This is a genomic window from Rhizobium sp. AN68 (genome assembly GCF_030758035.1).
Classification (GTDB): domain Bacteria; phylum Pseudomonadota; class Alphaproteobacteria; order Rhizobiales; family Rhizobiaceae; genus Agrobacterium; species Agrobacterium tumefaciens.
In genome coordinates this window covers 1,639,882-1,665,032 of sequence record NZ_JARWMI010000003.1, presented here as the reverse complement: position 1 = coordinate 1,665,032, position 25,151 = coordinate 1,639,882, and the positions used below count along the sequence as shown (strand labels likewise).

The 25,151-nt window shown below is 58.1% G+C and carries 27 protein-coding genes, 3 tRNA genes and 1 pseudogene; 17 read left to right on the top strand and 14 right to left on the bottom strand.

What is annotated here, in order from left to right; all coding sequences use genetic code 11:
- Together RBH71_RS21195 and RBH71_RS21190 are read right to left on the bottom strand one after the other, a co-directional pair.
- A tRNA-Arg gene (locus tag RBH71_RS21195) sits at nucleotides 1-77 on the bottom strand.
- Between the two features lie 51 nt (nucleotides 78-128).
- Complete coding sequence (locus RBH71_RS21190) at nucleotides 129-434, bottom strand: ETC complex I subunit (protein ID WP_003495468.1); 306 nt, start codon at nucleotides 432-434, stop codon at nucleotides 129-131.
- A 265-nt stretch (nucleotides 435-699) separates the two neighbouring features.
- On the opposite strand from RBH71_RS21190, the gene RBH71_RS21185 reads away from it, so the two are divergent.
- A tRNA-Pro gene (locus tag RBH71_RS21185) sits at nucleotides 700-776 on the top strand.
- Nucleotides 777-830: 54 nt separating this feature from the next.
- Here the strand turns inward: RBH71_RS21185 and RBH71_RS21180 are convergent.
- Both RBH71_RS21180 and RBH71_RS21175 read right to left on the bottom strand, forming a co-directional pair.
- Entirely contained in the window at nucleotides 831-1,973 is a 1,143-nt protein-coding gene (locus RBH71_RS21180) for a ceramide glucosyltransferase (RefSeq protein WP_003515958.1), read from the bottom strand.
- Between the two features lie 583 nt (nucleotides 1,974-2,556).
- A complete protein-coding gene (locus RBH71_RS21175; RefSeq protein ID WP_003515956.1) occupies nucleotides 2,557-2,826 on the bottom strand; it encodes a DUF982 domain-containing protein in 270 nt (89 codons plus the stop codon).
- 211 nt (nucleotides 2,827-3,037) lie between these two features.
- Here RBH71_RS21175 and RBH71_RS21170 point away from each other — a divergent pair, with 211 nt between their 5' ends.
- Nucleotides 3,038-3,286 carry a BON domain-containing protein gene (locus tag RBH71_RS21170; protein WP_003515953.1) on the top strand — a complete coding sequence of 83 codons (249 nt, stop codon included), beginning with the start codon at nucleotides 3,038-3,040 and terminating at the stop codon, nucleotides 3,284-3,286.
- Nucleotides 3,287-3,345: 59 nt separating this feature from the next.
- Here RBH71_RS21170 and RBH71_RS21165 read toward each other — a convergent pair.
- Together RBH71_RS21165 and RBH71_RS21160 are read right to left on the bottom strand one after the other, a co-directional pair.
- Nucleotides 3,346-3,830, bottom strand: a pseudogene (locus RBH71_RS21165) (DUF192 domain-containing protein).
- Entirely contained in the window at nucleotides 3,830-4,408 is a 579-nt protein-coding gene (locus RBH71_RS21160; RefSeq protein ID WP_013636345.1) for a cold-shock protein, read from the bottom strand. Before RBH71_RS21160 ends, RBH71_RS21165 begins: the two are co-directional and overlap by 1 nt.
- 190 nt (nucleotides 4,409-4,598) lie before the next feature.
- On the opposite strand from RBH71_RS21160, the gene RBH71_RS21155 reads away from it, so the two are divergent.
- The 3 genes from RBH71_RS21155 (at nucleotide 4,599) to RBH71_RS21145 (ending at nucleotide 7,340) form a co-directional block, all read left to right on the top strand.
- Nucleotides 4,599-5,039, top strand: a complete 441-nt coding sequence (locus RBH71_RS21155) for a VOC family protein (RefSeq protein WP_003515949.1) — start codon at nucleotides 4,599-4,601, stop codon at nucleotides 5,037-5,039.
- A gap of 157 nt (nucleotides 5,040-5,196) precedes the next feature.
- Complete coding sequence (locus RBH71_RS21150; RefSeq protein WP_003515948.1) at nucleotides 5,197-6,453, top strand: YcbK family protein; 1,257 nt, start codon at nucleotides 5,197-5,199, stop codon at nucleotides 6,451-6,453.
- A 143-nt stretch (nucleotides 6,454-6,596) separates the two neighbouring features.
- Complete coding sequence (locus RBH71_RS21145; protein WP_003515947.1) at nucleotides 6,597-7,340, top strand: glycosyltransferase family 25 protein; 744 nt, start codon at nucleotides 6,597-6,599, stop codon at nucleotides 7,338-7,340.
- Between the two features lie 11 nt (nucleotides 7,341-7,351).
- On the opposite strand, the gene RBH71_RS21140 is transcribed toward RBH71_RS21145, so the two are convergent.
- The 4 genes from RBH71_RS21140 to RBH71_RS21125 form a co-directional block, all read right to left on the bottom strand.
- Nucleotides 7,352-7,831 carry a pyridoxamine 5'-phosphate oxidase family protein gene (locus tag RBH71_RS21140; RefSeq protein ID WP_236735593.1) on the bottom strand — a complete coding sequence of 160 codons (480 nt, stop codon included), beginning with the start codon at nucleotides 7,829-7,831 and terminating at the stop codon, nucleotides 7,352-7,354.
- Nucleotides 7,832-7,864: 33 nt separating this feature from the next.
- Nucleotides 7,865-8,152, bottom strand: a complete 288-nt coding sequence (locus RBH71_RS21135) for a hypothetical protein (protein WP_157998942.1) — start codon at nucleotides 8,150-8,152, stop codon at nucleotides 7,865-7,867.
- A gap of 235 nt (nucleotides 8,153-8,387) precedes the next feature.
- Nucleotides 8,388-8,969: a DUF1003 domain-containing protein gene (locus RBH71_RS21130; protein ID WP_003515941.1), complete on the bottom strand. Its 582-nt coding sequence runs from the start codon at nucleotides 8,967-8,969 to the stop codon at nucleotides 8,388-8,390.
- Between the two features lie 310 nt (nucleotides 8,970-9,279).
- Nucleotides 9,280-9,355, bottom strand: a tRNA-Lys gene (locus tag RBH71_RS21125).
- Nucleotides 9,356-9,696: 341 nt separating this feature from the next.
- Here RBH71_RS21125 and RBH71_RS21120 point away from each other — a divergent pair.
- Together RBH71_RS21120 and RBH71_RS21115 are read left to right on the top strand one after the other, a co-directional pair.
- Entirely contained in the window at nucleotides 9,697-10,443 is a 747-nt protein-coding gene (locus tag RBH71_RS21120; protein WP_025593718.1) for a cytochrome c biogenesis CcdA family protein, read from the top strand.
- Nucleotides 10,444-10,478: 35 nt separating this feature from the next.
- Complete coding sequence (locus RBH71_RS21115) at nucleotides 10,479-11,417, top strand: AEC family transporter (protein WP_003515770.1); 939 nt, start codon at nucleotides 10,479-10,481, stop codon at nucleotides 11,415-11,417.
- Here RBH71_RS21115 and RBH71_RS21110 read toward each other — a convergent pair.
- Nucleotides 11,401-12,609, bottom strand: a complete 1,209-nt coding sequence (locus RBH71_RS21110) for a UbiH/UbiF family hydroxylase (RefSeq protein ID WP_323687482.1) — start codon at nucleotides 12,607-12,609, stop codon at nucleotides 11,401-11,403. The genes RBH71_RS21115 and RBH71_RS21110 overlap by 17 nt on opposite strands.
- A gap of 209 nt (nucleotides 12,610-12,818) precedes the next feature.
- Here RBH71_RS21110 and pcsA point away from each other — a divergent pair, with 209 nt between their 5' ends.
- From pcsA to RBH71_RS21060, 10 genes are all read left to right on the top strand, one after another.
- Nucleotides 12,819-13,544 carry a phosphatidylcholine synthase gene (gene pcsA / locus RBH71_RS21105; protein WP_003515766.1) on the top strand — a complete coding sequence of 242 codons (726 nt, stop codon included), beginning with the start codon at nucleotides 12,819-12,821 and terminating at the stop codon, nucleotides 13,542-13,544.
- Nucleotides 13,545-13,756: 212 nt separating this feature from the next.
- Nucleotides 13,757-15,313, top strand: coding sequence for an ABC transporter ATP-binding protein (locus RBH71_RS21100; protein ID WP_003515765.1), 1,557 nt, complete (start codon nucleotides 13,757-13,759; stop codon nucleotides 15,311-15,313).
- Nucleotides 15,303-16,394, top strand: coding sequence for an ABC transporter permease (locus RBH71_RS21095; RefSeq protein ID WP_003515763.1), 1,092 nt, complete (start codon nucleotides 15,303-15,305; stop codon nucleotides 16,392-16,394). The genes RBH71_RS21100 and RBH71_RS21095 overlap by 11 nt, the downstream gene beginning before the upstream one ends.
- The gene (locus RBH71_RS21090) at nucleotides 16,394-17,314 is read left to right on the top strand and encodes an ABC transporter permease (protein ID WP_003515761.1); all 921 of its coding nucleotides are present in this window, start codon (nucleotides 16,394-16,396) and stop codon (nucleotides 17,312-17,314) included. Before RBH71_RS21095 ends, RBH71_RS21090 begins: the two co-directional genes overlap by 1 nt.
- A 37-nt stretch (nucleotides 17,315-17,351) precedes the next feature.
- The gene (locus RBH71_RS21085; RefSeq protein ID WP_003515759.1) at nucleotides 17,352-18,425 is read left to right on the top strand and encodes a BMP family ABC transporter substrate-binding protein; all 1,074 of its coding nucleotides are present in this window, start codon (nucleotides 17,352-17,354) and stop codon (nucleotides 18,423-18,425) included.
- A gap of 232 nt (nucleotides 18,426-18,657) precedes the next feature.
- Nucleotides 18,658-19,395, top strand: coding sequence for a FadR/GntR family transcriptional regulator (locus RBH71_RS21080; RefSeq protein ID WP_003515757.1), 738 nt, complete (start codon nucleotides 18,658-18,660; stop codon nucleotides 19,393-19,395).
- Nucleotides 19,396-19,601: 206 nt separating this feature from the next.
- Nucleotides 19,602-20,963, top strand: coding sequence for a bifunctional UDP-N-acetylglucosamine diphosphorylase/glucosamine-1-phosphate N-acetyltransferase GlmU (gene glmU / locus RBH71_RS21075; protein ID WP_003515755.1), 1,362 nt, complete (start codon nucleotides 19,602-19,604; stop codon nucleotides 20,961-20,963).
- Nucleotides 20,964-21,166: 203 nt separating this feature from the next.
- Nucleotides 21,167-22,993: a glutamine--fructose-6-phosphate transaminase (isomerizing) gene (gene glmS, locus RBH71_RS21070; RefSeq protein WP_003515753.1), complete on the top strand. Its 1,827-nt coding sequence runs from the start codon at nucleotides 21,167-21,169 to the stop codon at nucleotides 22,991-22,993.
- Nucleotides 22,990-23,493: a GNAT family N-acetyltransferase gene (locus RBH71_RS21065; RefSeq protein ID WP_003515751.1), complete on the top strand. Its 504-nt coding sequence runs from the start codon at nucleotides 22,990-22,992 to the stop codon at nucleotides 23,491-23,493. The genes glmS and RBH71_RS21065 overlap by 4 nt, the downstream gene beginning before the upstream one ends.
- Before the next feature lie 13 nt (nucleotides 23,494-23,506).
- The gene (locus RBH71_RS21060; protein ID WP_003515749.1) at nucleotides 23,507-24,175 is read left to right on the top strand and encodes a DUF502 domain-containing protein; all 669 of its coding nucleotides are present in this window, start codon (nucleotides 23,507-23,509) and stop codon (nucleotides 24,173-24,175) included.
- A gap of 3 nt (nucleotides 24,176-24,178) precedes the next feature.
- Here RBH71_RS21060 and RBH71_RS21055 read toward each other — a convergent pair whose 3' ends face one another.
- From RBH71_RS21055 to RBH71_RS21045, 3 genes are read right to left on the bottom strand one after another with little or no spacing between them, the layout of a single operon-like run.
- On the bottom strand, nucleotides 24,179-24,562 hold the full coding sequence (locus RBH71_RS21055; RefSeq protein WP_003515747.1) for a type II toxin-antitoxin system VapC family toxin: 384 nt from the start codon (nucleotides 24,560-24,562) through the stop codon (nucleotides 24,179-24,181).
- Complete coding sequence (locus tag RBH71_RS21050; protein WP_003515745.1) at nucleotides 24,559-24,816, bottom strand: type II toxin-antitoxin system Phd/YefM family antitoxin; 258 nt, start codon at nucleotides 24,814-24,816, stop codon at nucleotides 24,559-24,561. The genes RBH71_RS21055 and RBH71_RS21050 overlap by 4 nt, the downstream gene beginning before the upstream one ends.
- 54 nt (nucleotides 24,817-24,870) lie before the next feature.
- Nucleotides 24,871-25,143, bottom strand: a complete 273-nt coding sequence (locus RBH71_RS21045; protein WP_003515743.1) for a hypothetical protein — start codon at nucleotides 25,141-25,143, stop codon at nucleotides 24,871-24,873.
- Between the last annotated feature and the right edge of the window lie 8 nt (nucleotides 25,144-25,151).

Sequence of the window (25,151 nt, the reverse complement as noted above, 5' to 3'; positions counted from 1 at the left end):
TGGCGACCCCTGCAGGATCTGAACCTGCGACATTCGACTTAGAAGGTCGACGCTCTATCCAGCTGAGCTAAGGGGCCGTCGTGCCGGACTATTGTTGCTCCGGCTGAAAATCGTTCAGTGCGTCTTCTTCAATGCGTCCAGGGCTGGGTGCGGTTGAAGCGGAAATTATCCGTGTAGGATACAACTTTGCGGGTTGCTTCCTTTGGCTGGATGACGCGGTATTCGATGCCCTTGCGCTGCGCATAGGCTTCGGCCTGTTCCTGCGTCTCGAATGTCAGCTTTACCTGCTGCTTCATGTCGGATGTCGAGGTGTATCCCATGATCGGATCGATCTTGCGCGGGACCTCAGCGTCGAATTCCAGAACCCAGACATTGGTTTTCGCCTTGCCGGATTGCATGGCGGTCTTTGCAGGGCGGTAAATCTTCGCAGACATGTCGAAACTGCTCCGGTTGGGCGGTGGGGCATGCGCCCCGGATTACTATTCACGTACCTGAATAGAATAACCAAATCGTGTCAGGAACGCTGAATTTGAAATGGACCGACTCCATGTGAGAGTCAAGACGATTATCCTTTGCGACCTCTTCACGGTCCCACCGCGTTGCATGAGTTTTCAATAATCGAGACAATGGGCTCAACAAAGATGAATTTCCCTGTTGCGGACTGCGGGTGAACCGTGTATTCCCCAGCCATCGCCTCGGCGGAGTGTAGCGCAGTCTGGTAGCGCATCTGGTTTGGGACCAGAGGGTCGGGAGTTCGAATCTCTCCACTCCGACCATTTAAAGCGAAACATTCGCTTGTCGATGTAACCCCTTCAAATAATAGCTTCCGTTCAGTCCGCTGAAGGTCCGGCCAATGTGCTTTCGGCCGTGCCGATCGTCATGACATTGCCGCGCCATGCAACCGCGCTGCCGATCCAGCTGCGTACCCAGACGAATGGCATGATGACATCCCGCGCGACCATTGCCGGAAGGGTATAGAGTGATACCGGCCACCGGTTGAGAGCTGCGAGCGCCAGTTCCGGGCCATACATGATGGCGAGTACGGCAATCGCGGTGACGGCAAGGTTCGCATCCGCGGCAACGGCGGCAGCGAGCGCGAAGAGGAGCGGGGGAAGCGCGCCGGTGAGGATTTCCGGGGCGAAATATTGCGGGAAGGTGACGCGCCGCAGCCGCGCCCAGCGGGTCTGCCGCGACCAGATCTCACCGGCATGGCGCTGTCCGAGAGGCTGCTCGAACGGGGCCGACACCAGATGTACCTTGCGACCGGCATTTCTGACCAGCTTCGTGGAAGCGGCATCTTCGGCGATTTCGGCGGCGAGCGCGCGGATGCCGCCGCGCTCTTCCAGGAATGGCTTGTTCCACAACATCGATTTGCCCTGCGCGAAGCCCATGCCGATGGCTTCCGCCGCATATTGCCAGCGGCCTTGCGAGCCGTTGAGGAAGGCGCATTCCACATGCGCCCAGAAGCCATCCGGCCGGGAGCCGAGCGGTGGCGAGCAGACCAGTCCGCTATCCGGCCGCCAGGCCGACATCATGGTTTCGATATAGGATTGCGGCATCAAAACATTGGAATCGGCCAGAATGATCCATTCGTGCCGAGCAGCACGCCAGCCCTTGACGCAATTGTTCAGTTTGGGATTGGCGCTGATGCGATCATCGCCGATGAGCAATTGCGCTGAAACTGCGGGGAAGGCCGCGCTTGCCTTGCGCACTTCCTCGATCACGGGATCGAACTCGTCGGCGACGCAGAACAGCAGCTCATAGTCCGGCCAGTTGAGCTGGAAGGCGCGCGACAGCGTCAGCGGTGTGAAAGTTTCGATGCCGCGTAGCGGCACCACCAGCGATACCGGCGGTTTCTGTCGTACAAGTGCGTTGTCCGTATCGCGTCTTTTAAGCCGCCAGCCTGCCAGAACGACGCCGAGAAGATTGAAGGCGAGGAGCAGAATTGCGCAAAGGGCAAAAACAGTTTCCATGTTGGCCAGTTCCACTCCCAAGCTTTCAGCGGTTCACCCGCCAACCGATTCCATGGAATTCGTCATTGCGGATTATAACGTTTGCATGACAGTTACATGTCATGTTCCGCAGGCAGGATCCGACTTCGGTCGTTCATGCGCCTCTGGCGCACGGGTCGATGCCGCGTTTGTTACCGAGAAAGCGTGAACGGTTTTTGCAGACTACCTCTTCGCTAGGGGAGACGGTTGTTTGCCTGGTTGAATGCCATAACGACGAAGCGGGCCTGCCGCGCTATCAGGAATAGTCACGTCGAAACACCGATTGTAAGACCGAAATCTTTCCGAGTATTGACTGCCGGTGCATGGGGAAAACTAAGACGGTGTATCTCACAGCAACCTCCCGATCCCTGTGCACCCGGCCATTTGAATAGGACGAAGTTCAGCCTTCAATCAAACGGGCGATCCACGCAGGTGGATTGCCCGTTGTTTTGACCTCTGGAGGCATGTTGATGAACGCAGATCGACTTGTCGCCCATCCGGTTGTCATCACCGTAAGCGACTGATATTTAGTCGATAATATTCACAAAGCCTTCCGCGTGGCGACCTAGTGGATATTCAGAATATGCGCGTGGCTGCTTGCGACCAGAAACGATTCCCGCGCTTTTTCGATGTCGCATTTTCCGGCGATAGCATCGAGACAGTTTCTGCGTGCGTCCTCATATTCCGGTCCGTGTTCGTCCGGCCAGCGGTACATCAGCATGTCCAGCGCCACCAGAGGGCTGTAGATTTCCACCGCTGCGGATAGCGGCAGGTGGATCGCCACCGGCTTCATCCACGAGGCGTGGTGACACGGCTCCGTTTTGTTAATCAGCATGTCATTCTCCTCCCTGTTTCATGCGCCTTGACGGCAGATTTCACTCCCATGCGCGAAATGCTCACCTCACGAAATGGTTCCCGATCACCTAAAATGTGATCGGGCAGGGGGTTCCAATTTGCCAAGATGAATGGAAGATGAACGAATTGATGAACCGGAGATGAACAAAACCGTGATTCGGGCGTTGTAATAGCCAAGAAGGAGAACGCACATGTTCAATTTGTCAGGCATTCAGGAAAGCTTCTTTGGAGACCGCATGGCGGGTGTATGCGAGGCCATCACCTCTGCATTGGCTTTCGAAAACGGTCTCGAGAAGTCGCGGATTTCCGCAACCGTCGAAAATGACGTGATCTATCTTGAAGGGACGGCGGATTCGGTCGAGGCAATCGACATTGCCATCAATCTTGCCGCATCCATTTCCAATTGCCGGATTTTGAGCCATATCGAGCCGGTCTACTGAGATCTTGCCGGCCGGGCGAAACGTCGTCCGGCCTTTTCAAACGCAGTAACGCGGCAATGTCATTTCCGGTTGCCGATTTGCGCACTGCGAACCACATCGCCCGGTTTGATGCCGTAGCGTTTGGCAGTGCCGCCATTCAGTTCAAGCACGAATTTGACCGACCCACGGGAGCTGATGATCGCTTCTGAATGTGGCACGGCGTTTTCGTGGATATGGGTTATGCGCCCGTCCCGGGCGATAAACAGCATGTCGAGCGGAATGAGAGTATTCCTCATCCACATGGCTACATCCCGCTCCTTGCCGAAATCGAACAGCATACCGCTTCCAAGCGGCATGGACTTGCGAAACATAAGGCCCTGTTCGCGCTGGGCGTTGTCCAGCGCCAGTTCCGCAACAAATTCGTGGGTTTCTCCGGAGACGGTTTCTATCGTCAGCGGTTCGGATTGAAACGTCTGCTGCTGTTGAGCCTGCGCTGCGCTTGAGAGCGTGAAAAAAGAAGCGCCAGAACGGCGCTCTTCATCAAGTTGTGAAACACAGCGGCCATCAGTGCGACATCCCGATCGGGGCCGGGTTATCGGGGTGGATTTCCGCCGCCATCAAACCCTTGTCGCCATCGCCGAAGCGCACCAGCACCACCTGGCCCGGACGCAGTTCTGTGAGGCCGAAGCGGCGCAGCGTTTCCATATGCACGAAAATATCTTCAGTGCCTTCGCCGCGCGTCAAGAAGCCGAAACCCTTGGTGCGGTTGAACCACTTGACGATTGCACGCTCAAGCCCGCTTGACGGCGTGACCTGCACATGGGTGCGAACCGGCGGCAGCTGCGACGGGTGAACGGCGGTGGACTGATCCATCGACAGGATGCGGAAGGCCTGAAAGCCGCGGTCACGCCGCTGGATGAGGGCAACGATGCGCGTACCCTCGAGAATGGTCTGATACCCATCGCGGCGCAGGCAGGAGACATGCAGCAGCACGTCCTGCATGCCGTTGTCAGGCACGATAAAGCCGAAACCCTTGGCAACGTCGAACCATTTCACCGCCCCAGTGATTTCGGTCAGGTCCACGGCATCGGCCGAAAGGTCCTCGACATCGACTATCGTTTTCGATGACATCCTATCAGCCATATCCTGCCAACCCCTCGATTACGCGCCACACACCGGTCAACTGATTCCTGTGTACCAGATTAACATCTTGGTAACGGTTCCACGCAAGCCCTAGTTTTTGATTTGCGTAGCTGCTTTTATGTCGCCGTCCTTGTCCGGGGCTTGCGATCATGCGTTTATGGCCCGGAAAAGCGTATTGGAGAGGAAGAAAATGCGGTATCTGCACACGATGGTTCGCGTCAAAGACCTTGGCGAATCAATGAAATTCTATTGCGACCTGATGGGTCTCGAGGAAATACGCCGGATCGAAAACGAAAAAGGCCGTTTCACTCTGGTTTTTCTTGCAGCGCGCGACGATATCTCTGCGGCGCGGGAAAAAAAGGCGCCTTCCCTTGAACTCACCTACAATTGGGACACCGAAGATTACACCGGCGGCCGCAATTTCGGGCACCTGGCCTATGAGGTCGACAATATTTACGACTTCTGCGCCCACCTTCAGCAAAATGGCGTCGTGATCAACCGGCCGCCGCGTGACGGTCACATGGCCTTCGTTCGTTCGCCCGACGGTATTTCTTTCGAAATCTTGCAGAAGGGCGAAAGCCTCGCGCCAGCCGAACCGTGGATATCTATGCAGAATACGGGTTCCTGGTAGGGGTTTTCCCGACCAGAAGCGACGATTTCGGTCACTCTTGCCTTGTCTGGATGGGTTGAGGCATAGTCCGCGAATCGAAACGGCATGTCCTGTTTTGAAAAAGCAGACGATTCCGTTCCCGTGCTGCTGTTGTAAATGCAAGATACGGAGGCCACCCATGAAAGCTGTCGATAGCGCGAAAGGACGCGTTGCCTGTCAGCGTCTTGTTGTCGCGGTTTCGTTGCTCGGGCTTGCCGGATGCGTTTCAGCGGTGACGGATGACGACATGGCTGCCAATAGCAAAAAGCCGGCGATTTCCGCCGAGCAGAAGGCGCAGGCGGCATCGGCGGTTCATAATCCGGCCGCCAAACAGCAGCAGGGGCATTATGTGGATCCCGCCGTGGCCTCCGCAACCGGCGGGGCCGTTGCGGCCCAGCCGCAGGCGCCCGGTGGCCCCGCACAAGGCTACGGTGCCGCCGCCGATATTGGCGGCCTGACGACGCAGCCAACGGCGATTTCCGCGGGTACATCAAGCATATATTCAAGCAGACCTGCCGTTGCGGCGGGGGCTACAGCCGCAGCGGGTGCACCTTCCCAGGGTATCGCGCCCGCCGTCAGCAGCGTCTATTCGGCACCAGTGCAGGCGACACAGCCGCAACCGGTATCCGCAACGGGACAAGTGCCGACTGCCGTGCCGGTACCGGCAGAACAGCACAGCGAAAACCGTCAGGCGGTTCCCGTACCAGCGCCGCAAAATGCGTCGGAACAGCTCGCAGCTGCTTCAGCGCAGTCTTCTGGAGCCGGGAAACGGGCAGGCGAGGGGCAGGAAAGTGAGGGCACAGTCGTGCCGCTGGCAGCTTTCTTCGCCGGTGCGGCCAAGAAGCGCCTTCCGAAAATGATCGAAAACGGTACGGCGGAGAATACGCAGGTTGCGGCGCTCTCCGGCGGGTCGGACAGGACAATGGGTATAGCGCTTTCCGGCCGTTCGATGATGTCTGACGAATTCGACGATGCGCATCTCGAAGACGAGGATGACCAGCCGGCCGGCCTGATGAAGCTTGCCTCGCTCTCCGGCCTCACCCGAGTGTCTCCGAACGGGCTTTTCCTGCAGACCGATCATGTTGAAGTCGGTTGTTTTAAGCCGGAACTGGTGCGCATGATCAAGGATGTCGAGCGCCACTACAACAGCCCGGCCATCGTCACCTCGGGTTATCGCCCGCCAAAGGGCATAAGGCAGGGTTCCAAGCACTACACCTGCGATGCAGCCGACATCCAGATCAAGGGCGTTTCCAAATGGGAGCTTGCGTCCTATCTGCGCTCGATGCCGCAGCGTGGTGGTGTAGGCACCTATTGCCACACCGAATCGGTTCACATGGATACCGGCGAAGCCAGAGACTGGAACTGGCGCTGCCGCCGCACCGCCCCGCGTAAATAATCTCGCGCCGCATTCTCAAACCATCAAAGCTTGCGCGTTGCTCGCCTGAAATTCTGCCGGCGTGGAAATCACGGCATGCAGACAGGGTGCGCCACATGCTGTAGGAGACGGTTTCCCGACCCTATGCGCATGGTGCTTTCCGAATGCTGCCGATATCCGCTTTTCCCGTTTACATCATCTCCATCGCCAGAGCGCGCGCCCGTCTTGAAAAGATGCTGAACGGAGCATCAGGTCTTGGGCTGGATTTGCGCCCGGTGGAAGGTGTTGACGGTAAGACCATTCCCGCTGCCGAATGGACGGATTTTAACAGGCGCGGCTTTGAGCTTCGCAACGGCCGTCATGCCTTGCCTGGGGAGTATGGCTGTTATGCCAGCCATATCAAGGCACTGGAGATTTTCCTCGCCACGGATGCGCCGGTTGCCGTGATCGTTGAGGATGATGTTGCCTTCACGCCTGACTTCTCCGATCGGGTCAAGGCAATGGTCGCGATCATGCCTGAGAATTCCATCGTAAAGCTGACCAATCACCGCCACAGAGGTTTCAGAGCCAGGAAGACCAGCGCTCTCGGAGACAAGCTGGGGCGCTGCATATACGGGCCACAGGGCTCGTCGGCCTGCTATATCATCTCACGCGGTGGAGCGGAGGAGTTTCTGAAAGCGGCAAGGGTGATGACGCTGCCTTTCGACCGGGCGCTGGAATGCGGCTGGGGTTACGGCACGCATGTCTACGTCACCGAAAAGGATTTTCTGCCTTTCGGCGATCCGGACACGCTGGTCGGCACGCGCGCGGAATATCGCGGCAGCAAATTTGCCCGGTTGAACCGGGTGCCAGCCTATCTCTCCAGTTTCTATGACAATATTGCGCGGTATGTGTACGCCTATCTGTAGAGGGAGGCCGCTTAACGCACGAAATCTTCCCTCTGGACTGCTTTGCGGCCCGTGAGGCTTTCTTTTTGGATGCTGAAGAAAATCGGCTTGGTGGAGTCCGTTCCATTTTCGTGCGGATGGATCGTTGAGCCTCCCGGCTCCCACCAGTTCGGGTGTTTCTGGATCAGAGACCAGGCGTAGATCCGCTCGCTTTGCCATTGCTCGTTATCTTCAAGCTCCTGATAGAGGCCATGGAGAATTACGCTTGTCCACGTACTGGTGTTTTTGACCTCATCGACCTGAAGGCAAACATGAGGGTTCAGGCGCATATTCTCTATCTTGGCTCCCATCATCGAGAAGCTGTAGACTCCACCCTCGTGAAACACGAAATGGATCGGCACCACATAGGGTCTGTCATGATCGATACAGGCAAGATGCCCGAAGCTCATCCGGGAAAGGAATGCGATGCATTCCGCCGATGTCATTTCTTCCAGATGGACACTTGACGCCATGATGATCACTCCGTTCTGGGCAGGTGACAACGATCATCTGATCGCGCCGCCTTCATTTTCCCATCTCTCGACAGCCGGGCTTCCGGATTTTTGGGTAAACTGAAATATTTCCCGGTTCTTATGGTGAGGAGCCGACGCAGCCGGGATTGGTTTACGCCTGCCGGAACTACGCCGAATGGCGGCGATCAGAACTCGCCTGCACGCGTCGAGTTTCGTGGAGCCGCATAACGTTGCAGCACCTTTTTCAAGCCTGCCGATCGCCTTGACGAGCAGGGGCGCACGATCTGGATCGACATTTCGTTTTCGATTGATGGAAGACATTTCGTCCTCCTTGGTTGGGGCCAAGGCAGATGCACTTTAACACAACAGCGCCCGCTTCAAATGCTGCCATTGGTTTATTCTGCGCTCTATATGAGGGATGTGCAAGCACATAGCTTGTCTGGAAACCATCCATGAAGTGCTGCAGCTGCTACTGTACGACCGGCACACAAAGCGCGTTCCGTTGCACATGGAATCGGCGCGCGGGCGCGATTTTCCGTATTTTGGCGTAAATTTTCTAGCCTGTTTGTTTCAGCACGAGTTTTGTCAAAAGGTCGATCTGCTGCTGCTGTTTATCGACGAGGGCTTTCAGCTCGATAGAGCGCATCCGATCGAACTTATCGTGCAGCGCCATGATTTCGATCTCTGCCTTCAGATTGACCTCGTAGTCATGTGCGGCGTCGATCCGATCCTTGGCCGCATGGCGGTTCTGGCTCATCATGATCACCGGCGCCTGAACCGCTGCGAGCATGGATAAGATGAGGTTGAGGAAAATGAACGGGTAGGGATCGAAGGCGTTCGAAGCCGCGATAATGTTTGCGCTCAGCCATATCGCAAGCAAAGCCGCAAATATAAGGATAAAGGTCCAGGAACCACCGAATTTGGCAACCGCATCCGCAAGCCGCTGGCCGGGCGTCAGTCTCTCGTCGAAAACCGCATTCGCGTCCGCCGAGATGGTGCGCCTTGCTGCAAGACGACGAAATATTGCTTTTTCCCTGTCTGGCAGCAGCTCAAGCGGTTTCCCCAGATAACGGCTCGCTCCCTCCGCCAGGTCCTGAGGTATGAGCATGTCACTGTCGTCTTCGATATGGGTTGCCATTGTTCTTTCTCCCTTGGCTCGCGCCAATCCGACAACCGACTCCGGACCGAAGGCCGCCCCTACACGGATCAGGTATTAGCACACGCCATCGTACCATGCTTTGCATTGAGCGGCCTTATCGGCCGGTTCGCGAGCCAGGGGACGGCGTGTCGGGGAGGGCGGCGATTTGCGTTATTCTGGGAGGCAGTTTCAGGGACGAGGTCTGTCGGGACGCAACTTCAAGTCACGCGGCGCAAGCGCATATCGTTACCGCCAGCGAACATATCGATGGGCATTATGCGTCTTAACTTACTGATATCTTTTATGAAGGTGGTGAGAGCGCAGGGATCCGAACCCTGGACCTACTGATTAAAAGTCAGTTGCTCTACCGGCTGAGCTACGCTCTCCCGTGTCGGGGCTGGGATGCCCTTCGGAAGTGCGCGGAACATAGGTAGAGCGATCCGTTCGGTCAACCCAAAAAAAGCGCTTTCTACAATCAATCCGGTTTTTTTTGTCGCACCCCCGAAAAGGTGATTGGAGAGAGGGGGCGGCTGGGGATAAAAGCGGCTTCAGACATGTCTGGCAAACGGGTGAAATCGTTTTGCGGCAATGGCATGCGCCAAAATGAGAGCGTGAAACGCGGCGAATCTCGGGAATCGCGACGTGCCTTGCTGATCTTTTTGCGCGTGACGTTATCCCAAAACCGATTCCCGCTTTTGGGAGACATGCGTCAATGCGGAGTTCTTTCTTGTCGATTGCCGATATTTCCCTGTTCAGCGCGCTTCTGGCCGGTGCCCTGTCATTTCTGTCGCCCTGCGTCCTGCCGTTGGTGCCGCCTTACCTCTGCTATATGGCCGGTGTTTCGGTGGAGCAGTTCAGGACGGAGAATACCGCGCCGCGGCCTGAAATCCGCCGGGCCGTGCTGTTTTCGGCTTTCTTCTTCACGCTCGGTTTTGCCACGGTCTTCGTGGCGCTGGGTGCCGGTGCTTCGACGATCGGCACGCTGTTGCGCCAGAACCTCGATATTCTCGCCAAGATTGGCGGTTTCATCATCATCCTGATGGGCCTTAACTTTCTCGGTGTTTTCCGCATTGGCCTGTTTTCGCGTGAGGCGCGGTTTCAGGGGGCGGGCAAACCGGCCACGCTTTCCGGCGCCTATGTCATGGGCCTTGCCTTTGCCTTCGGCTGGACGCCCTGCATCGGTCCTGTCCTCGGCGCGATCCTCGGCGTTGCCGCCTCGCGTGACACGGTTGGAGATGGCGCGATGCTGCTTGCGGTCTATTCGCTTGGCCTTGCGGTGCCATTCTGGATTGCTGCAGCCTTTTCCGGTTCCTTCATGCGTTTCCTCGTCCGTTTCCGCCGCCATCTCGGTCTTGTGGAAAAGCTGATGGGTGTGTTGCTGGTGCTCACCGGTCTCGCTTTCATGACCGGTTTCATCACCAATGTGGCGATCTGGTTCCAGGAGACCTTTCCGATCCTGATGAAAATCGGCTAAGCCTCCCCGCGTATTTCATACGCGGGGGAAAGACTGTGGCCGATATCGTCGGATTGCTTTTGCCGTTTTTCGGCCTGATCTTCATCGGCTATGGCGCGGCGCGCATAACGAAACAGCCTGTCGAGGCGATGGGCTGGCTGAACACCTTCATCATTTATGCGGCGCTTCCGGCGCTGTTTTTCAAGCTGGTGTCGAAAACGCCGGTGGAAGAACTGACGCGCATGGATTTCGTTGCCGCCAGTCTTGCCTGCACCTACGGCATTTTCTTGGCTGTGTTCCTGATCGGCCGGTTCGTGAGAAAGAACAATCTCGCCGAAACGACGATCCAGAGTTTCGCGGCAAGCTACGGCAATATTGGTTATATGGGTCCGGGGCTTGCGCTTTTGGCGCTCGGTGAAAAAGCGGCAGTGCCCGTCGCGCTGATCGTCTGTCTCGAAAACGCCGCCCATTTCATCGTCGCACCGGCGATGATGGCGGTTGCGGGCGGTGACAAGCGCTCTGCAGCAAGGCTTGCGCTGGATGTGGCGCGCAAGGTCATTACTCACCCGTTCATCGTGTCGGTAATCGCCGGTTTTCTGGCCGCTTCGCTGTCATGGCAGCCGCCGGAGGCGGTGCAGCGGCTGGTGGATTATCTGGCGCAATCGGCAGCACCCTGCGCTCTGTTTGCCATGGGTGTCACGCTGGCGCTGCGGCCAATGAAGCGGGTGCCGGTCGAAATCAGCTATATCGTCCCGGCAAAGCTTATCCTGCATCCGCTTGCCGCTTATCTTGTGCTCTCGTCGCTCGGGCGGTTCGAACCGGTATGGATCTATTCCGCCGTGCTGCTTGCGGGCTTGCCGACCGCGACAAATGTCTTCGTCATCGGCCAGCAATATCACGTCTGGCAGGAGAGGGCGTCGGCGACGATCCTGATCTCGACGGTGCTTTCGGTCTTCACGCTGACGGGCGTGGTTTATTTCATCCAGCCTTTTTGAAGCCGCCGAACAGCAGCGAGGGCAGGGCCTTCAGCCCGCGCCCCGGCTCGATGCCTTCGCGCATGACCATGCTTCTGAGCGTGCCGATGCCGGATAGCACATGCAGACCAGCCGCACGCGCCATCTGCACCGGCAGTAGATCGGAAAGCAGCGACCGGTTGAGGAGATCGACGCTGAGGGTGCGGGTGTAGACATCCGCCCGCCGCTTGCGGTCGAAGCTACTGCCGGCATCCGCCGCAATCGGGCGGTCGGAGACGGCGCCGAGCAGGTCGGTGAGGGCGATGATGTCGCGCAGGCTGAGGTTCAGACCCTGTGCGCCGATGGGCGGGAAACCATGTGCGGCCTCGCCGATCAGGGCGACGCGGCCCTTGCCGAAGCGATGCGCGGTCATGGAAGACAGTGGCCATGCCTGCACGCTGTCTTCCACCGCAACGGCGCCGAGCATGGATTGCATGCGCTCCTCCACCCTGAGGCTGAGCGCGCCAAGCGGCAGTGCCGTCAGCTCTTCCGCTTGCGCTGGAGTGACAACCCAGACGAGGCTGGAGCGGTCGGCGGGCAGGGGAACCTGCGTGAAAGGGCCCGTGGGCGTATGGAATTCTGTCGAGACATTGCCGTGCGGCCGGCTATGGCTGAAGTTCAAAACGATGGCCGTCTGCGGATAGGACCAGGATTTGACGCCGATTGCGGCTGCATCCCGCACCATCGACTTCCTGCCATCCGCGCCGATCAGAAAATCTGCGGAGAGCGCTTCACCATCGCCAAGTGTTACCGATACACGGTCGTTGCCGATATCAATCGTCTCGGCGGTGGTTTCGAAGCGGGTAATATTGTGTTCCTGTTCGACCGCTTCGCTAAGCACGCCAAGCAGCGCCTCATTGGGAATATTCCAGCCGAATGCATCCAGCCCGATTTCAGAGGAGCGGAACTGCACGGTGGGCGCGCGCAGCAGGCGGTCGGTGCCGTCAATGATCTGCATGGTGGAAAGACGGGCTGCGGCAGGGGCTATGCGCGACCAGAGGCCAAGGCGGTCCATGAAGCGGATCGACTGGTCCATCAGCGCCGTCGTGCGCCGGTCCTTCTTTTCGCTGGAGGGCGCAACAAGCGCCACGTGGCGGCCCGCCCGCGCAAGAGCTATGGCCGCAATCTGGCCCGCAAGTCCCGCACCGGTGATGGCGATATCGAAGTGTCTCATAGTCCTGATCCGTTGTTATTTCCAAGGCATCATAAAGGCTTTGCGCGGGTAAATCCACTTTGACCCCGGAACATCCCGGCGTAAACATTCGTTGGTTGTACCGCTATATTAGTCCTAGGATAAGCCAGATCAGCCGGTTGCAAAGCGTGGTGAATGGCCGCATACCGGAATGAACAGGGCGGATGAAAAGCGGGGCGCAGACGCTGACCATGAAAATTTTCAACTACAGGCGTGTTCCCTACGCGGAAATCCGCGCCTTTTCCGTTCATATTTTGACGGCATCCGGGTCGTTTCTGGCTTTTCTTGGCGTCGTCGCCGCTTCCGAACACCGCTTTGTCGACATGTTCTGGTGGCTGGGGCTTGCGCTGCTGGTGGATGGCATTGACGGGCCCATCGCCCGCAAGGTTCGGGTGAAGGAAGTTCTGCCCAACTGGTCCGGCGATACGCTCGACAATATCATCGACTATGTCACCTATGTGCTCTTGCCCGCCTTTGCGCTTTACCAGAGCGGCATGATCGGCGAGCCGCTATCCTTCGTTGCGGCTGGCATGATCGTGGTGTCGAGCGCCATCTATTACGCCGACATGGGCATGAAGACGGACGAATATTTCTTCTCCGGCTTTCCGGTGGTGTGGAACATGGTGGTGTTCACGCTGTTCGTCATGGATGCCAGCGCCACAACAGCCATGACTGTTGTTACCGTTTCGGTGTTCCTGACATTCCTGCCGATCAATTTCCTGCATCCGGTGCGCGTGAAGCGATTGCGGCCGCTTAATCTGGCAATCGTGTTCGTCTGGTGTGCGCTTGGCGGTTATGCGTTGCTGATGCATTTCGAAACGCCGACCTGGGCGGTGATCGGCTTCGTGGCGAGCGGGCTTTATCTCTATTGCATCGGCGGAATATTGCAGTTTTTCCCCGCGCTCGGCGCGAAATAAGAGAAGCGTAAAGCCGTTTATTGCTTGTGCAAATTGCATTTAAGCAACGTCTTTTTCAGTTGTGCGGAGCAGCAAAACAGTTATCAATAAATCATGATCGCGCAGCATTGCATACGTGTTGTAGCCTGATTGGGAACAATGACCACGGTTGCTGAAATGCTTCGAAGAAAGCATGGGTAGCCGGTGTAGAGAGGGAATTCGTGACTGGAACTATGGCGCCGGAGGCCGTGCCTCTCCTGTCCGTTCGCAAGCTGACCAAGCTGTTCGGCAATTTCGCCGCATGCAACGGCATCGACCTCGATATAGCGCCGGGCGAAATCCACGCGCTCCTGGGTGAAAACGGTGCGGGCAAGTCCACGCTCGTCAAGATGCTGTTCGGCGTGCTCTCGCCGAGCGAGGGTGATATCGTCTGGCAGGGTCAGCCGGTTTCCATAGGTTCGCCAAGCGAGGCCCGCAGGCTCGGCATCGGCATGGTCTTCCAGCATTTCTCCCTGTTTGAGGCGTTGACGGTTGCTGAAAACATCGCCCTGTCGCTGGACCCGAAAATTTCATTGAAGGAAATCGCCAAGGAAGCGGAACAGCTTTCGCGCGCCTATGGCCTGCCTCTCGATCCCAATGCGCATGTCGCAGATCTTTCGGTTGGCGAGCGCCAGCGTATCGAGATCGTGCGCGCCCTGTTGCAGAACCCGCGCCTTATCATTCTCGACGAGCCGACCTCGGTTTTGACGCCGCAGGAGGCGGACAAACTGTTCGAGACGCTGGCGAAGCTGAAGGCCGAAGGCCGTTCGGTGCTTTATATCAGCCACCGGCTGGAAGAGGTGCAGCGTATCTGCGACCGCGCCACCGTTCTGCGCCATGGCAAGGTTACGGGCGCCTGCGATCCGCGCAAGGAAACACCGGCATCTCTGGCGCGCATGATGGTAGGCAGCGATGTCGCAAGCGTTTCGCGACCGACGGGCGATGCCCTCGGTCAACCGCAGATCGAAGTCATGGGGCTTTCCGTTGCGCCACGCACGCCCTTTGCCGTGGCGTTGAAAGCGGTTTCCATGACTGTGCGCGCCGGCGAAGTGCTGGCGATTGCCGGGGTCGCCGGAAACGGGCAGGGCGAGTTGTTCGATGCGCTCTCCGGCGAATATCCCGTCTATAATAATGATGCGATCCATCTCCGCGGCAAGCCGGTCGGTCGCATCGGCATCAATGGCCGGCGGCTGATGGGCGCCGGTTTCGTACCCGAGGAGCGCCACGGCCATGCCGCCGTTCCCGGCATGAGCCTTTCCGACAATCTTCTGCTGGCGCGGGCGCGCTCCGACCGTAAGGCCTTTCTGACGGGCGGTTTTCTGCGCATCGTCAGGGGTTCAGCTATCAAGGCGGCGGCGCGGCGCATATCGGAAACCATGGATGTGCGCAAAAGCGGGGCAGATCCGCTGGCGGGATCGCTGTCGGGTGGCAATCTGCAAAAATTCATCGTCGGGCGCGAACTCGATCGTCAACCGGCCGTGCTTGTTGTCAACCAGCCGACATGGGGTGTGGATGCGGGGGCGGCGAGCCGTATCCGGCAGGCGCTGGTCGATCTTGCCAAAGCCGGCTCGGCCGTCATCGTCATCAGCCAGGACCTCGATGAAATCTTCGAGGTCGCCACCAATATCGCGGTCATTTCCGATGGGCAGCTTTCGCAGGCCTATCCGGTGGAAGACATGACGCTTGAAAAGATCGGCCTGCTGATGGGCGGCGTCCACACACAGTCAGGAGCCGCCCAGCATGCGCATTGAGCTTGAAAAACGGGCAGGGATCTCGAAGCTATTTACCCTTCTCTCGCCGCTTCTGGCACTGGTGCTGACGCTGCTCGTCGGCGCCATCATGTTCGCCATACTCGGTAAAAATCCGCTCGATGCGCTTTACGCCTTTTTCATCGAGCCACTGCTGGAGGTCTGGTCGCTGCACGAGCTGGCGATCAAGGCCGCACCGCTGATCCTGATCGCGGTTGGCCTGTCTATCTGTTATCGCTCCAACAACTGGAACATCGGCGCGGAAGGACAATTCACCATCGGCGCGATCACCGGTTCCATCCTGCCGGTGCTTTATCCGGACTGGCATTCGCCACTCATCCTGCCATTGATGCTGCTTATGGGCGCCATCGGCGGCGCACTCTATGCCGGTATTCCGGCGCTGTTGAAGACGAAGTTCAACACCAACGAAATCCTCGTCAGCCTGATGCTGGTCTACGTCGCGCAGCTTTTTCTCGACTGGCTGACGCGCGGCATCTGGCGCGATCCGGGCGGCTATAACTTCCCGCAGACGAAGCCCTTCAACGAGAGCGCAGTGCTGCCGGAAATGCTGGCATCGGGCCGGGCGCATTGGGGTTTCGTGTTTGCCATCGTGGCGGCCATCGCGCTGTGGTTCATGATGCGTTACATGCTGAAAGGCTTCGAGGTCACGGTTCTCGGCCAATCGGCGCGGGCAGGGCGTTTCGCCGGTTTCTCATCGAGCCGCATGGTCTGGTTTTCGATGCTGCTTTCCGGCGCGCTTGCCGGGCTTGCGGGCATTTCGGAAGCCTCCGGCTCCATCGGCCATCTTCAACCCAGCATTTCTCCGGGTTACGGCTTCACCGCCATCATCGTCGCCTTTCTCGGCCGCCTCAATCCGCTCGGTATCATCCTCTCCGGGCTGGTGCTTGCACTGACCTATCTTGGTGGTGAGGCGGCGCAGCTTTCCATCGGTGTGTCTGACAAGGTGACGCGTGTGTTTCAGGGGTTGATGCTGTTCTTCGTACTCTCCTGCGATACGTTGATCTTTTACCGCATCAGGATCGTCTTCACCGGCAAGGCGCGTAACAGCCAAGGAGCGGCATGATGGATATGCTTCAGGCCATCCTTCTCACGATCATCACTGCCGCCACACCGCTCGTCCTTGCCGCCTCGGGCGAGCTGGTGGCGGAACGCTCCGGCGTCCTCAATCTCGGCGTCGAGGGCATGATGATCATGGGTGCGGTCTGCGCTTTCGCTGCCGCGCATATGACCGGTTCGCCCTATCTCGGCATTCTGGCCGGTATCGCGTCGGGCGCGGTTTTCTCGCTGCTCTTCGGTTTCCTGACGCTGACGCTCGTTACCAACCAGGTGGCGACGGGACTTGCGCTGACCATTCTCGGTCTTGGCGTTTCCGGCATGCTGGGCGAAAGCTTCGTTGGCCTGCCGGGCGTCAAGCTGCAGCCCATCGTCTTTCCGGTGCTGTCGGAGATACCCTTCATCGGCCCCTTGCTGTTCCGGCAAGACCTGATCTTCTACATGTCCATCGCGCTCGTTGCCGGCATAAGCTGGTTTCTGTTCAAGAGCCGCACGGGTCTCAAGATCCGCGCCATCGGCGACAATCACGGTTCTGCCCATGCGCTTGGCATCAATGTCATCCGCACACGCTATCTGGCTGTCATGTTCGGTGGTGCGTGCGCGGGGCTTGCCGGCGCGCAGCTTTCGCTGGTCTATACGCCGCAATGGGTGGAAAACATGTCGGCCGGGCGTGGCTGGATTGCACTGGCGCTCGTCGTCTTCGCGTCCTGGCGTCCATGGCGTGTGCTCGCAGGCGGTTATCTGTTCGGCGCTGTCACCATAGGGCAGTTGCACGCCCAGGCATTCGGCATTGGCGTGCCGTCGCAACTGCTTTCGGCGCTGCCCTATATCGCAACTATTGTCGTGCTGGTCATCATCTCGCATAATCGCCGCACGACCTTGATCAACACGCCGGCATCACTGGGCAAATCCTTCGTGCCGGACCGGTGAGAAAAACTTCCAGTCTCCAAACCAAACAGGGGTAAAAATGAAAAAACTGGTCATCGCACTTGCTGCTTCCATAGCGGCTCTTGGAGGCGTCGTTTCTTCGGCTGAGGCCGCCGACGCAAAGAAGGTCTGCTTCATCTATGTCGGCAGCCGCACCGATGGCGGCTGGACGCAGGCGCATGAAATCGGTCGCGAAGAGCTGCAGAAGCATTTCGGCGACAAGATCGAAACGCCGTTCCTCGAAAGCGTTCCGGAAGGCCCGGATGCCGAACGCGCCATCGAGCGCATGGCACGTTCCGGCTGTGAGCTGGTCTTCACCACTTCCTTCGGCTTCATGGATGCGACCGTTAAGGTTGCCCAGAAGTTCCCCAAGGTGAAGTTCGAGCACGCCACCGGCTTCAAGACCGCCGAAAACGTCGCAACCTACAATTCGCGTTTCTATGAAGGCCGCTACATTCAGGGCCAGATCGCCGCAAAGATGTCGAAGAAGGGTGTTGCCGGCTACATCGCTTCCTTCCCGATCCCGGAAGTGGTGATGGGCATCGACGCTTTCGTTCTTGGCGCGCAGTCCGTCAATCCTGAGTTCAAGGTCAAGGTCGTCTGGGCCAACACCTGGTTTGACCCCGGCAAGGAAGCCGATGCCGCCAAGGCGCTTATCGACCAGGGCGTCGATATCCTGACGCAGCACACCGATACGACTGCTCCGATGCAGGTTGCAGCCGAGCGCGGCATCAAGGCCTTCGGTCAGGCTTCCGATATGATCAAGGCCGGTCCGGAGACACAGCTGACCGCGATCAAGGACACCTGGGGCGCTTATTACATCAAGCGCACGCAGGCCCTGCTTGACGGCACGTGGAAGTCCGAATCCATCTGGGACGGCCTGAAGGACGGCATCCTGACCATGGCGCCTTACACCAACATGCCTGATGACGTGAAGAAGATGGCTGAGGAAACCGAAGCCAAGATCAAGTCGGGCGAGTTGCACCCCTTTACCGGTCCGGTGAAGAAGCAGGACGGTTCGGAATGGCTGAAGGCGGGTGAGAAGGCTGAAGACGGCGTTCTGCTCGGCCTCAACTTCTACGTTGCCGGCGTGGACGACAAGTTGCCGCAATAATATGACACGCAGGTACTAGCTGCTAACGGGACCGCGCATGCAATTCATGCGCGGTCTTTGTTATTTTGATGTGTTTTATTGTTCGAACGAAGTTTGGCTTTGCTTTTCACGCGCGTTGATGTTTTTCACTGTATTCTGCGTTGAAAATCGGGCTGCTTTCCTGGATTACACAAGTCAGGCGCGATTTTTACATCTTCAACCGAACGGAAGGACATGGAATTTGCAGCGCGGAATGCTCGATGCGGCGATCGGTTTTCGAAAGTTGCGGACAAATCATGCTCAGGTCGTTCACAAGCTCGGTCTCGATATCGTGTCTGGAGTTTTCAAGACGGGTGACATCCTGCCGGGCGATGCCGAGCTGATGGAGCGGCTGAAAGTCTCTCGAACGGTGCTTCGCGAGGCGATGAAGACGCTCACCGCCAAGGGCATGATCTCCCCCAAGGCGCGCATCGGTACCCGTGTGACGGAGCGCGAAAGCTGGAACATGTTCGACAGCGAGGTGCTGCTCTGGCACTTCGAGGCTGGTGTCAGCGAGGAATTCCTGCTGCATCTCTACGATATCCGCCAGGCGTTCGAACCCTATGGCGCGGGTCTTGCTGCCGCCAGGGCAAAAGACGCCGATATCGCAAGGCTTGTCGCTTACGCCAACGAGATGGGCAACACGGCTTATTCCAAGGAAAAGCGCGCGCTTGCGGATATGAATTTCCACGTTCTCATCACCGAAATGTCCGGCAACCCGTTCATGCGCACCGTCGGTTCGCTGATAAAGGCGGCGCTGGCGGGCATTTTCCGGATGAGCAACCCGGAAGCCGATCCCAACGAGATTTCCGACGTGTCTGCCTCTCACCTGCGACTCGTCGAAGCGTTTCGCCTGCGCGATGAGGGGGCAGCCCGGCGCGAGATGGAAAGGCTGATTGAAAACGGCCGTCAGCAGATACTCGAATTCACGGCCCGTAACTCCCGCCCATAGATCATGCCAGCCTGCCGCTGATCACGTTTGATGAAAATCGGCGTGGAAATTTGGTGGAGATTTGCATGGTTTCTTAAGTGGGGCGCCGTTATAGCAGTGCCGGAAAGAAATCACCCATACGCCCGTCCGCAGTGCCGGCCGGCGTAAAGTCAAACATTGCTCCTGTCCGGGCCGCCTGTGGCCGGTGACGGGGTGTTGGAGGTCTTATGGAGCGCAGCTCTCTAGCCGTTATTCTCGCAGCGGGCGACAGCACGCGCATGAAGTCTTCGAAGTCCAAGGTGCTTCATCCGGTCGCTGGACGCCCGATGATCGGGCATGTGGTGGAGGCTGTTGCTGGAGCGGGCGTCGGCGCGGTGGCGCTGGTGGTCGGGCGCGATGCCGACAATGTCGCTGCTGCGGCAAGTCTCAAGGGCCTGCAGGTCGAGGCTTTCCTGCAAAAGGAACGCAAGGGCACCGGTCATGCGGTTCTTGCCGCACGCGAGGCGATCGAACGCGGTTTTGACGATGTCATCGTCGCTTATGGCGATGTGCCGCTCATCACCTCAGCCACGCTCGACAGGGCGCGCGAGGCGATTGCCGACGGTGCCGATGTCGCCGTTATCGGGTTCCATACCGACCGTCCCACGGGTTACGGGCGGCTTCTGGTCGAGAATGGCGAGCTGGTCGCGATCCGCGAGGAAAAGGACGCCACCGACGAGGAGCGCAAGGTCACCTGGTGCAACAGCGGATTGATGGCCATCAACGGCCGCAATGCGCTGGATCTGCTGGATCGGATCGGCAACAGCAATGTTAAGGGCGAATATTATCTGACTGACATCGTCGAGATCGCCCGTTCTCTCGGCCGCCGCGCCATTGCCATCGATGCGCCGGAAAAGGAATTGACCGGCTGCAACAACCGCGCCGAACTCGCCTTCATCGAGAGGCTCTGGCAGGAGCGCCGCCGTCACGAATTGATGGTCGACGGTGTTTCGATGATCGCGCCTGAGACAGTATTCCTTTCCTTCGATACGAAGATCGGTCAGGATGTCCTGATCGAGCCCAACGTCGTTTTCGGTCCCGGCGTGACGATCGAGCCGGGTGCGATCATTCATGCATTTTCGCATCTGGAAGGGGCCTATCTGGCCGAGGGTGCGGTTGTCGGTCCCTTTGCGCGGTTGCGTCCGGGTGCAAACCTGCATGCCAATGCCAAGGTCGGCAATTTCTGTGAGGTCAAGAAGGCCGAGATCGGCGAGGGCGCAAAGGTCAACCATTTGACCTATATCGGCGATGCTTTCGTGGGTGCAGGCAGCAATATCGGCGCGGGTGCCATCACCTGCAATTATGACGGTTACAACAAGTCCGAAACGCGGATCGGAGCCAACAGCTTCATCGGCTCGAATTCGTCGCTGGTTGCTCCCGTCTCCATTGGAGAGCGGGCCTATATCGCCTCCGGCAGCGTGATTACCGATGACGTGCCTGCCGATGCGCTGGCTTTCGGGCGCGCGCGCCAGGAGGTGAAACCGGGCAGGGCGGTGGCCTTGCGCGAGCGGGCGAAAGCGCTGAAGGAAGCGAAGAAAAAATCCTCTTAGATGACGTTACCGAGCGATACTGAAAGTGACCGGCGGGATAATTGCCGATTTCAGAGAAACGGTTAAAGCATTTCCAGTAAAGGTGCGCAGCGGTTTTACGTCCGGAAATGCGTCAGAACAAAAAGGTGGTGTATTTTCGCATTTCAGGGAAGGCGGAAATACTCTGGAAGTTTCGGTGAAGAGATCGCCGTCTGGAGAAATATATGTGCGGAATTGTCGGAATTGTCGGAACGCAGCCCGTTGCTGAACGGCTTGTCGATGCGCTGAAGCGCCTCGAATATCGCGGTTACGATTCGGCGGGTGTCGCCACCATCGACAATGGCGCCATGGACCGTCGCCGGGCGGAAGGCAAGCTGTTCAATCTGGAAAAGCTGGTCTCTGAAAAGCCGCTGCCAGGTGTCGTGGGCATCGCGCATACGCGCTGGGCGACGCACGGCGTGCCAAACGAAACCAACGCCCACCCGCATTTCGTCGAAGGCGTTGCCGTCGTTCATAACGGCATCATCGAAAACTTCTCCGAATTGCGCGAGGAACTGAGCGCCGAGGGTGCAACCTTCACCACCCAGACCGACACCGAAGTGGTGGCGCAGCTTCTGGCAAAATACACCCGCGAAGGGCTTGGCCATCGCGAGGCGATGCTGAAGATGCTGAACCACGTGACCGGTGCCTATGCGCTGGTGGTGATGTTTCAGGACGATCCCAATACGCTGCTTTCGGCGCGCTCCGGCCCGCCGCTTGCCGTCGGTTACGGCAGGGGCGAGATGTTCCTGGGGTCCGACGCGATCGCGCTTTCGCCTTTCACCAATGAGATCACCTATCTGGTGGATGGCGACTGCGCCATCGTGACCCGTGACGGTGCGGAAATCATCGATTTCTCCGGCAAGCCGGTGAAACGCGAGCGCCAGATTTCGCAGGCGACGGCTTTCGTGGTCGACAAGGGCAACCACCGCCATTTCATGGAAAAGGAAATCTATGAGCAGCCGGAAGTCATTTCCCATGCGCTTAGCCACTATGTGGATTTCGCCTCCAAAACCGTGAAGGATGCCGATAAGGCAATCGATTTCGCCAGGCTTTCCGGCCTTGCCATTTCCGCCTGCGGCACGGCCTATCTTTCCGGCCTGATCGGCAAATACTGGTTCGAACGTTACGCGCGCCTGCCGGTGGAAATCGATGTCGCATCGGAATTCCGTTACCGCGAGATACCGCTCGTTCCCACGCAGGCCGCGCTGTTCATTTCGCAATCGGGCGAAACCGCCGATACGCTGGCGGCCTTGCGTTACTGCCAGCAAGAGGGACTGAAGATCGGCGCAGTGGTCAATACACGTGAATCGACCATGGCGCGCGAATCGGATGCGATCTTTCCGATCCTCGCCGGCCCGGAAATCGGCGTGGCCTCCACCAAGGCCTTCACCTGCCAGCTTGCCGTGCTCGCTTCGCTCGCGGTTGCCGCGGGCAAGGCGCGCGGCACGTTGAAGCCAGGCGAGGAAAAGGAGCTGGTGCAACAGCTTATCGAGATGCCGCGCATCATGAGCAAGGTGCTGAACCTCATCCAGCCGCAGATCGAGGCGCTCTCGCGCGATCTGTCGCGCTTCAAGGATGTACTTTATCTCGGCCGCGGCACCAGCTTCCCGCTGGCGCTGGAAGGCGCACTGAAGCTCAAGGAAATTTCATATATCCATGCCGAAGGTTATGCAGCCGGCGAGCTGAAGCATGGGCCAATCGCACTGATCGACGAGAACATGCCTGTCATCGTCATCGCGCCGCATGACCGCTTTTTTGAAAAGACCGTTTCGAACATGCAGGAAGTGGCCGCGCGCGGTGGCCGCATCATCTTCATCACCGACGAGAAGGGCGCCGCTGCCTCCAAGCTCGACACCATGGCGACGATCACGTTGCCCAATGTCGACGAGCTGATCGCGCCGATGGTCTTCTCGCTACCGATCCAGCTGCTGGCCTATCACACCGCCGTCTTCATGGGCACGGATGTGGACCAGCCACGCAATCTGGCGAAATCGGTGACGGTGGAATGATCATCCGGCCGGAGCGGCAAGGTGATGAAGAGGCGATTGCTCGCGTTACGGAAGACGCCTTCCGTAACGTCGACTACAGCGACAAGACGGAACATGTGATCATCGAACGGCTTCGCAAGGCCGGTGCGCTGACTGTTTCTCTGGTTGCCGAGGACAGCGAAGGCATCATCGGCCATATCGGTTTTTCACCGGTAACACTGTCGGGAGGCGAGACCGGCTGGTTCTGTCTTGCGCCCTTATCGGTGGCGCCGGACCGGCAAAGGCAGGGTGTCGGCTCAGGGCTGGTTCGGGAAGGGCTTGCCGCGCTGGACCGTCTGAGTGCTTCTGGCGCAGTTGTCGCTGGCGATCCGGACTATTACGGCCGCTTCGGTTTTCGCCATGTTGAGGGCCTGAGCGGCAAGGGGATTCCTGACGAATATTTCACAGTTCTTCGCTTGCATGGCGGAACTCCATCCGGCATTGTCGGTTTTCATCCGGGTTTCGATAGCGACAACGCTTAATTCCGAACGGTAAATGACCGATATTCCAGTCAAAATTTCATTCGCAGCCCGTCTGCGCAACAGCTTCCTCACGGGCGTCCTCATCCTTGCGCCTGTCACCATCACCATGTGGCTGGTATGGAGCTTCCTGCAATGGGCGGATAGCTGGGTTAAGCCCTATATTCCCGCCCGTTACGATCCCGAGCAATATTTCGATGTGGCGATCCCCGGCTTCGGCCTGCTGATCGCCGTCATCGGCATCACACTCATCGGCTTTCTCGGCAACAACCTCATTGGCAAATGGATCGTCGGCGTCGGCGAATCCGTTCTCAACCGCATGCCGCTGGTGCGGCCGATCTACAAGAGCATCAAGCAGCTGTTCGAATCCGTCCTGAAAGAGCATTCGAACTCTTTCAAGAAGGTCGGCCTGATCGAGTTTCCGTCACCCGGCACCTGGGCGATGGTATTCGTATCCTCGGAGGTCAAGGGAGAGCTTGCCCATCGCTTCAACGAGATGGGCCAGGAGATGGTTGCCGTCTTCCTGCCACCGACTCCGGTGCCGACGGCGGGTTTCCTGCTGTTCGTGCCGAAGGACAAGATCGTGATGCTGGACATGACACCGGAAGACGCGGCGAAACTGCTGATTTCAGGTGGCCTGGTGGCTCCGGATTTCACGCCGCCGAAAATGATTGCGCCGGTTTGAGCGTTACAGGAGGCCGCTGATATCTGTTTGCGAAAAGTCGTTGCCGACATAAAGCAAAGGGCAGCCTTCAGCTTTTGCCAGCTCATAGGCAAAGCAGTCTCCGAAATTCAGCCCGGCGGGGTGGATACCCTTTCCCCAGATGCGATAGGCTTCCGAAATGCCACGGATTGATTTAGCAGTAACGGGCTTGATTTCGACGCTCAGCCCTTCGATCAGCATCTCGAGTTCCCGGCTGCGGCCACGTCTTTGCGCTACGATCACAGCTTCGGCAAGCGTACCGGCGGATATCAGCAATGGTTCATCCGTATCGAGAGCCATGGCACATGCATTTGCTGTGGGTTCATCAAGCAGGATTGCAAGCAGAGCAGATGTATCGATGACCATCATTTTGGAAGGCCGTGCTCGTCATAAAGGAAATCCTGACTATGCGCGGCATCCGGGCCATCGTCGCTCTTGGTCGCGACGGCCGCGCGCACTTTATCAAGCACGGCCCTGCGGGATTTTTTATCCGCCACAACAACCACTGGAACCAGCCGCACTGCTGCATGACCATGCCGGGTGAGAATGATTTCGTCCCCGGCCTCGGCGCGTCGTACCAATTCTGTCAGTTGGCCTTTTGCATCAGTTACGGATATCTGCATGGCTAACCTTAAGCGTTAAATCTCGCTTTAGATTAGTCTATTGAATGGACCAAATCAATCCTCGTCATCGAGATCATCCACCTCTGTTCCCGTCGTGGTCGCATGGAACACGGGGACGAAAAGCCGCATGTAGACCAGCCGCACGCTCCAGCCCTGTTCCAGTGCCTCGGTCCATGCCTTCTTGCGGCCGGGCTTTTTGAAGGCCTTGCCGATCGCTTTCTTCTGGCTTTTGGCGAAGGTGTCGGGTTGCAGGATGTTTTGCGGCGAGCAGAGCGCGTAGCCCTTTCTGAAGGCGGGCGGTGGGCGGCGTGGGTCGATCATGTTCATGGCGGTTC

Excerpts from the sequence above, each read along its gene's own strand:
- RBH71_RS21190 (WP_003495468.1), bottom strand. The coding sequence starts at position 434 with ATGTCTGCGAAGATTTACCGCCCTGCAAAGACCGCCATGCAATCCGGC.
- RBH71_RS21180 (WP_003515958.1), bottom strand. The coding sequence starts at position 1,973 with ATGGAAACTGTTTTTGCCCTTTGCGCAATTCTGCTCCTCGCCTTCAAT.
- RBH71_RS21175 (WP_003515956.1), bottom strand. The coding sequence starts at position 2,826 with ATGCTGATTAACAAAACGGAGCCGTGTCACCACGCCTCGTGGATGAAG.
- RBH71_RS21170 (WP_003515953.1), top strand. The coding sequence starts at position 3,038 with ATGTTCAATTTGTCAGGCATTCAGGAAAGCTTCTTTGGAGACCGCATG.
- RBH71_RS21160 (WP_013636345.1), bottom strand. The coding sequence starts at position 4,408 with ATGGCTGATAGGATGTCATCGAAAACGATAGTCGATGTCGAGGACCTT.
- RBH71_RS21155 (WP_003515949.1), top strand. The coding sequence starts at position 4,599 with ATGCGGTATCTGCACACGATGGTTCGCGTCAAAGACCTTGGCGAATCA.
- RBH71_RS21150 (WP_003515948.1), top strand. The coding sequence starts at position 5,197 with ATGAAAGCTGTCGATAGCGCGAAAGGACGCGTTGCCTGTCAGCGTCTT.
- RBH71_RS21145 (WP_003515947.1), top strand. The coding sequence starts at position 6,597 with ATGCTGCCGATATCCGCTTTTCCCGTTTACATCATCTCCATCGCCAGA.
- RBH71_RS21140 (WP_236735593.1), bottom strand. The coding sequence starts at position 7,831 with ATGGCGTCAAGTGTCCATCTGGAAGAAATGACATCGGCGGAATGCATC.
- RBH71_RS21135 (WP_157998942.1), bottom strand. The coding sequence starts at position 8,152 with ATGTCTTCCATCAATCGAAAACGAAATGTCGATCCAGATCGTGCGCCC.
- RBH71_RS21130 (WP_003515941.1), bottom strand. The coding sequence starts at position 8,969 with ATGGCAACCCATATCGAAGACGACAGTGACATGCTCATACCTCAGGAC.
- RBH71_RS21110 (WP_323687482.1), bottom strand. The coding sequence starts at position 12,609 with ATGAGACACTTCGATATCGCCATCACCGGTGCGGGACTTGCGGGCCAG.
- pcsA (WP_003515766.1), top strand. The coding sequence starts at position 12,819 with ATGAAAATTTTCAACTACAGGCGTGTTCCCTACGCGGAAATCCGCGCC.
- RBH71_RS21100 (WP_003515765.1), top strand. The coding sequence starts at position 13,757 with ATGGCGCCGGAGGCCGTGCCTCTCCTGTCCGTTCGCAAGCTGACCAAG.
- RBH71_RS21095 (WP_003515763.1), top strand. The coding sequence starts at position 15,303 with ATGCGCATTGAGCTTGAAAAACGGGCAGGGATCTCGAAGCTATTTACC.
- RBH71_RS21090 (WP_003515761.1), top strand. The coding sequence starts at position 16,394 with ATGGATATGCTTCAGGCCATCCTTCTCACGATCATCACTGCCGCCACA.
- RBH71_RS21085 (WP_003515759.1), top strand. The coding sequence starts at position 17,352 with ATGAAAAAACTGGTCATCGCACTTGCTGCTTCCATAGCGGCTCTTGGA.
- RBH71_RS21080 (WP_003515757.1), top strand. The coding sequence starts at position 18,658 with ATGCTCGATGCGGCGATCGGTTTTCGAAAGTTGCGGACAAATCATGCT.
- glmU (WP_003515755.1), top strand. The coding sequence starts at position 19,602 with ATGGAGCGCAGCTCTCTAGCCGTTATTCTCGCAGCGGGCGACAGCACG.
- glmS (WP_003515753.1), top strand. The coding sequence starts at position 21,167 with ATGTGCGGAATTGTCGGAATTGTCGGAACGCAGCCCGTTGCTGAACGG.
- RBH71_RS21065 (WP_003515751.1), top strand. The coding sequence starts at position 22,990 with ATGATCATCCGGCCGGAGCGGCAAGGTGATGAAGAGGCGATTGCTCGC.
- RBH71_RS21060 (WP_003515749.1), top strand. The coding sequence starts at position 23,507 with ATGACCGATATTCCAGTCAAAATTTCATTCGCAGCCCGTCTGCGCAAC.
- RBH71_RS21055 (WP_003515747.1), bottom strand. The coding sequence starts at position 24,562 with ATGATGGTCATCGATACATCTGCTCTGCTTGCAATCCTGCTTGATGAA.
- RBH71_RS21050 (WP_003515745.1), bottom strand. The coding sequence starts at position 24,816 with ATGCAGATATCCGTAACTGATGCAAAAGGCCAACTGACAGAATTGGTA.
- RBH71_RS21045 (WP_003515743.1), bottom strand. The coding sequence starts at position 25,143 with ATGAACATGATCGACCCACGCCGCCCACCGCCCGCCTTCAGAAAGGGC.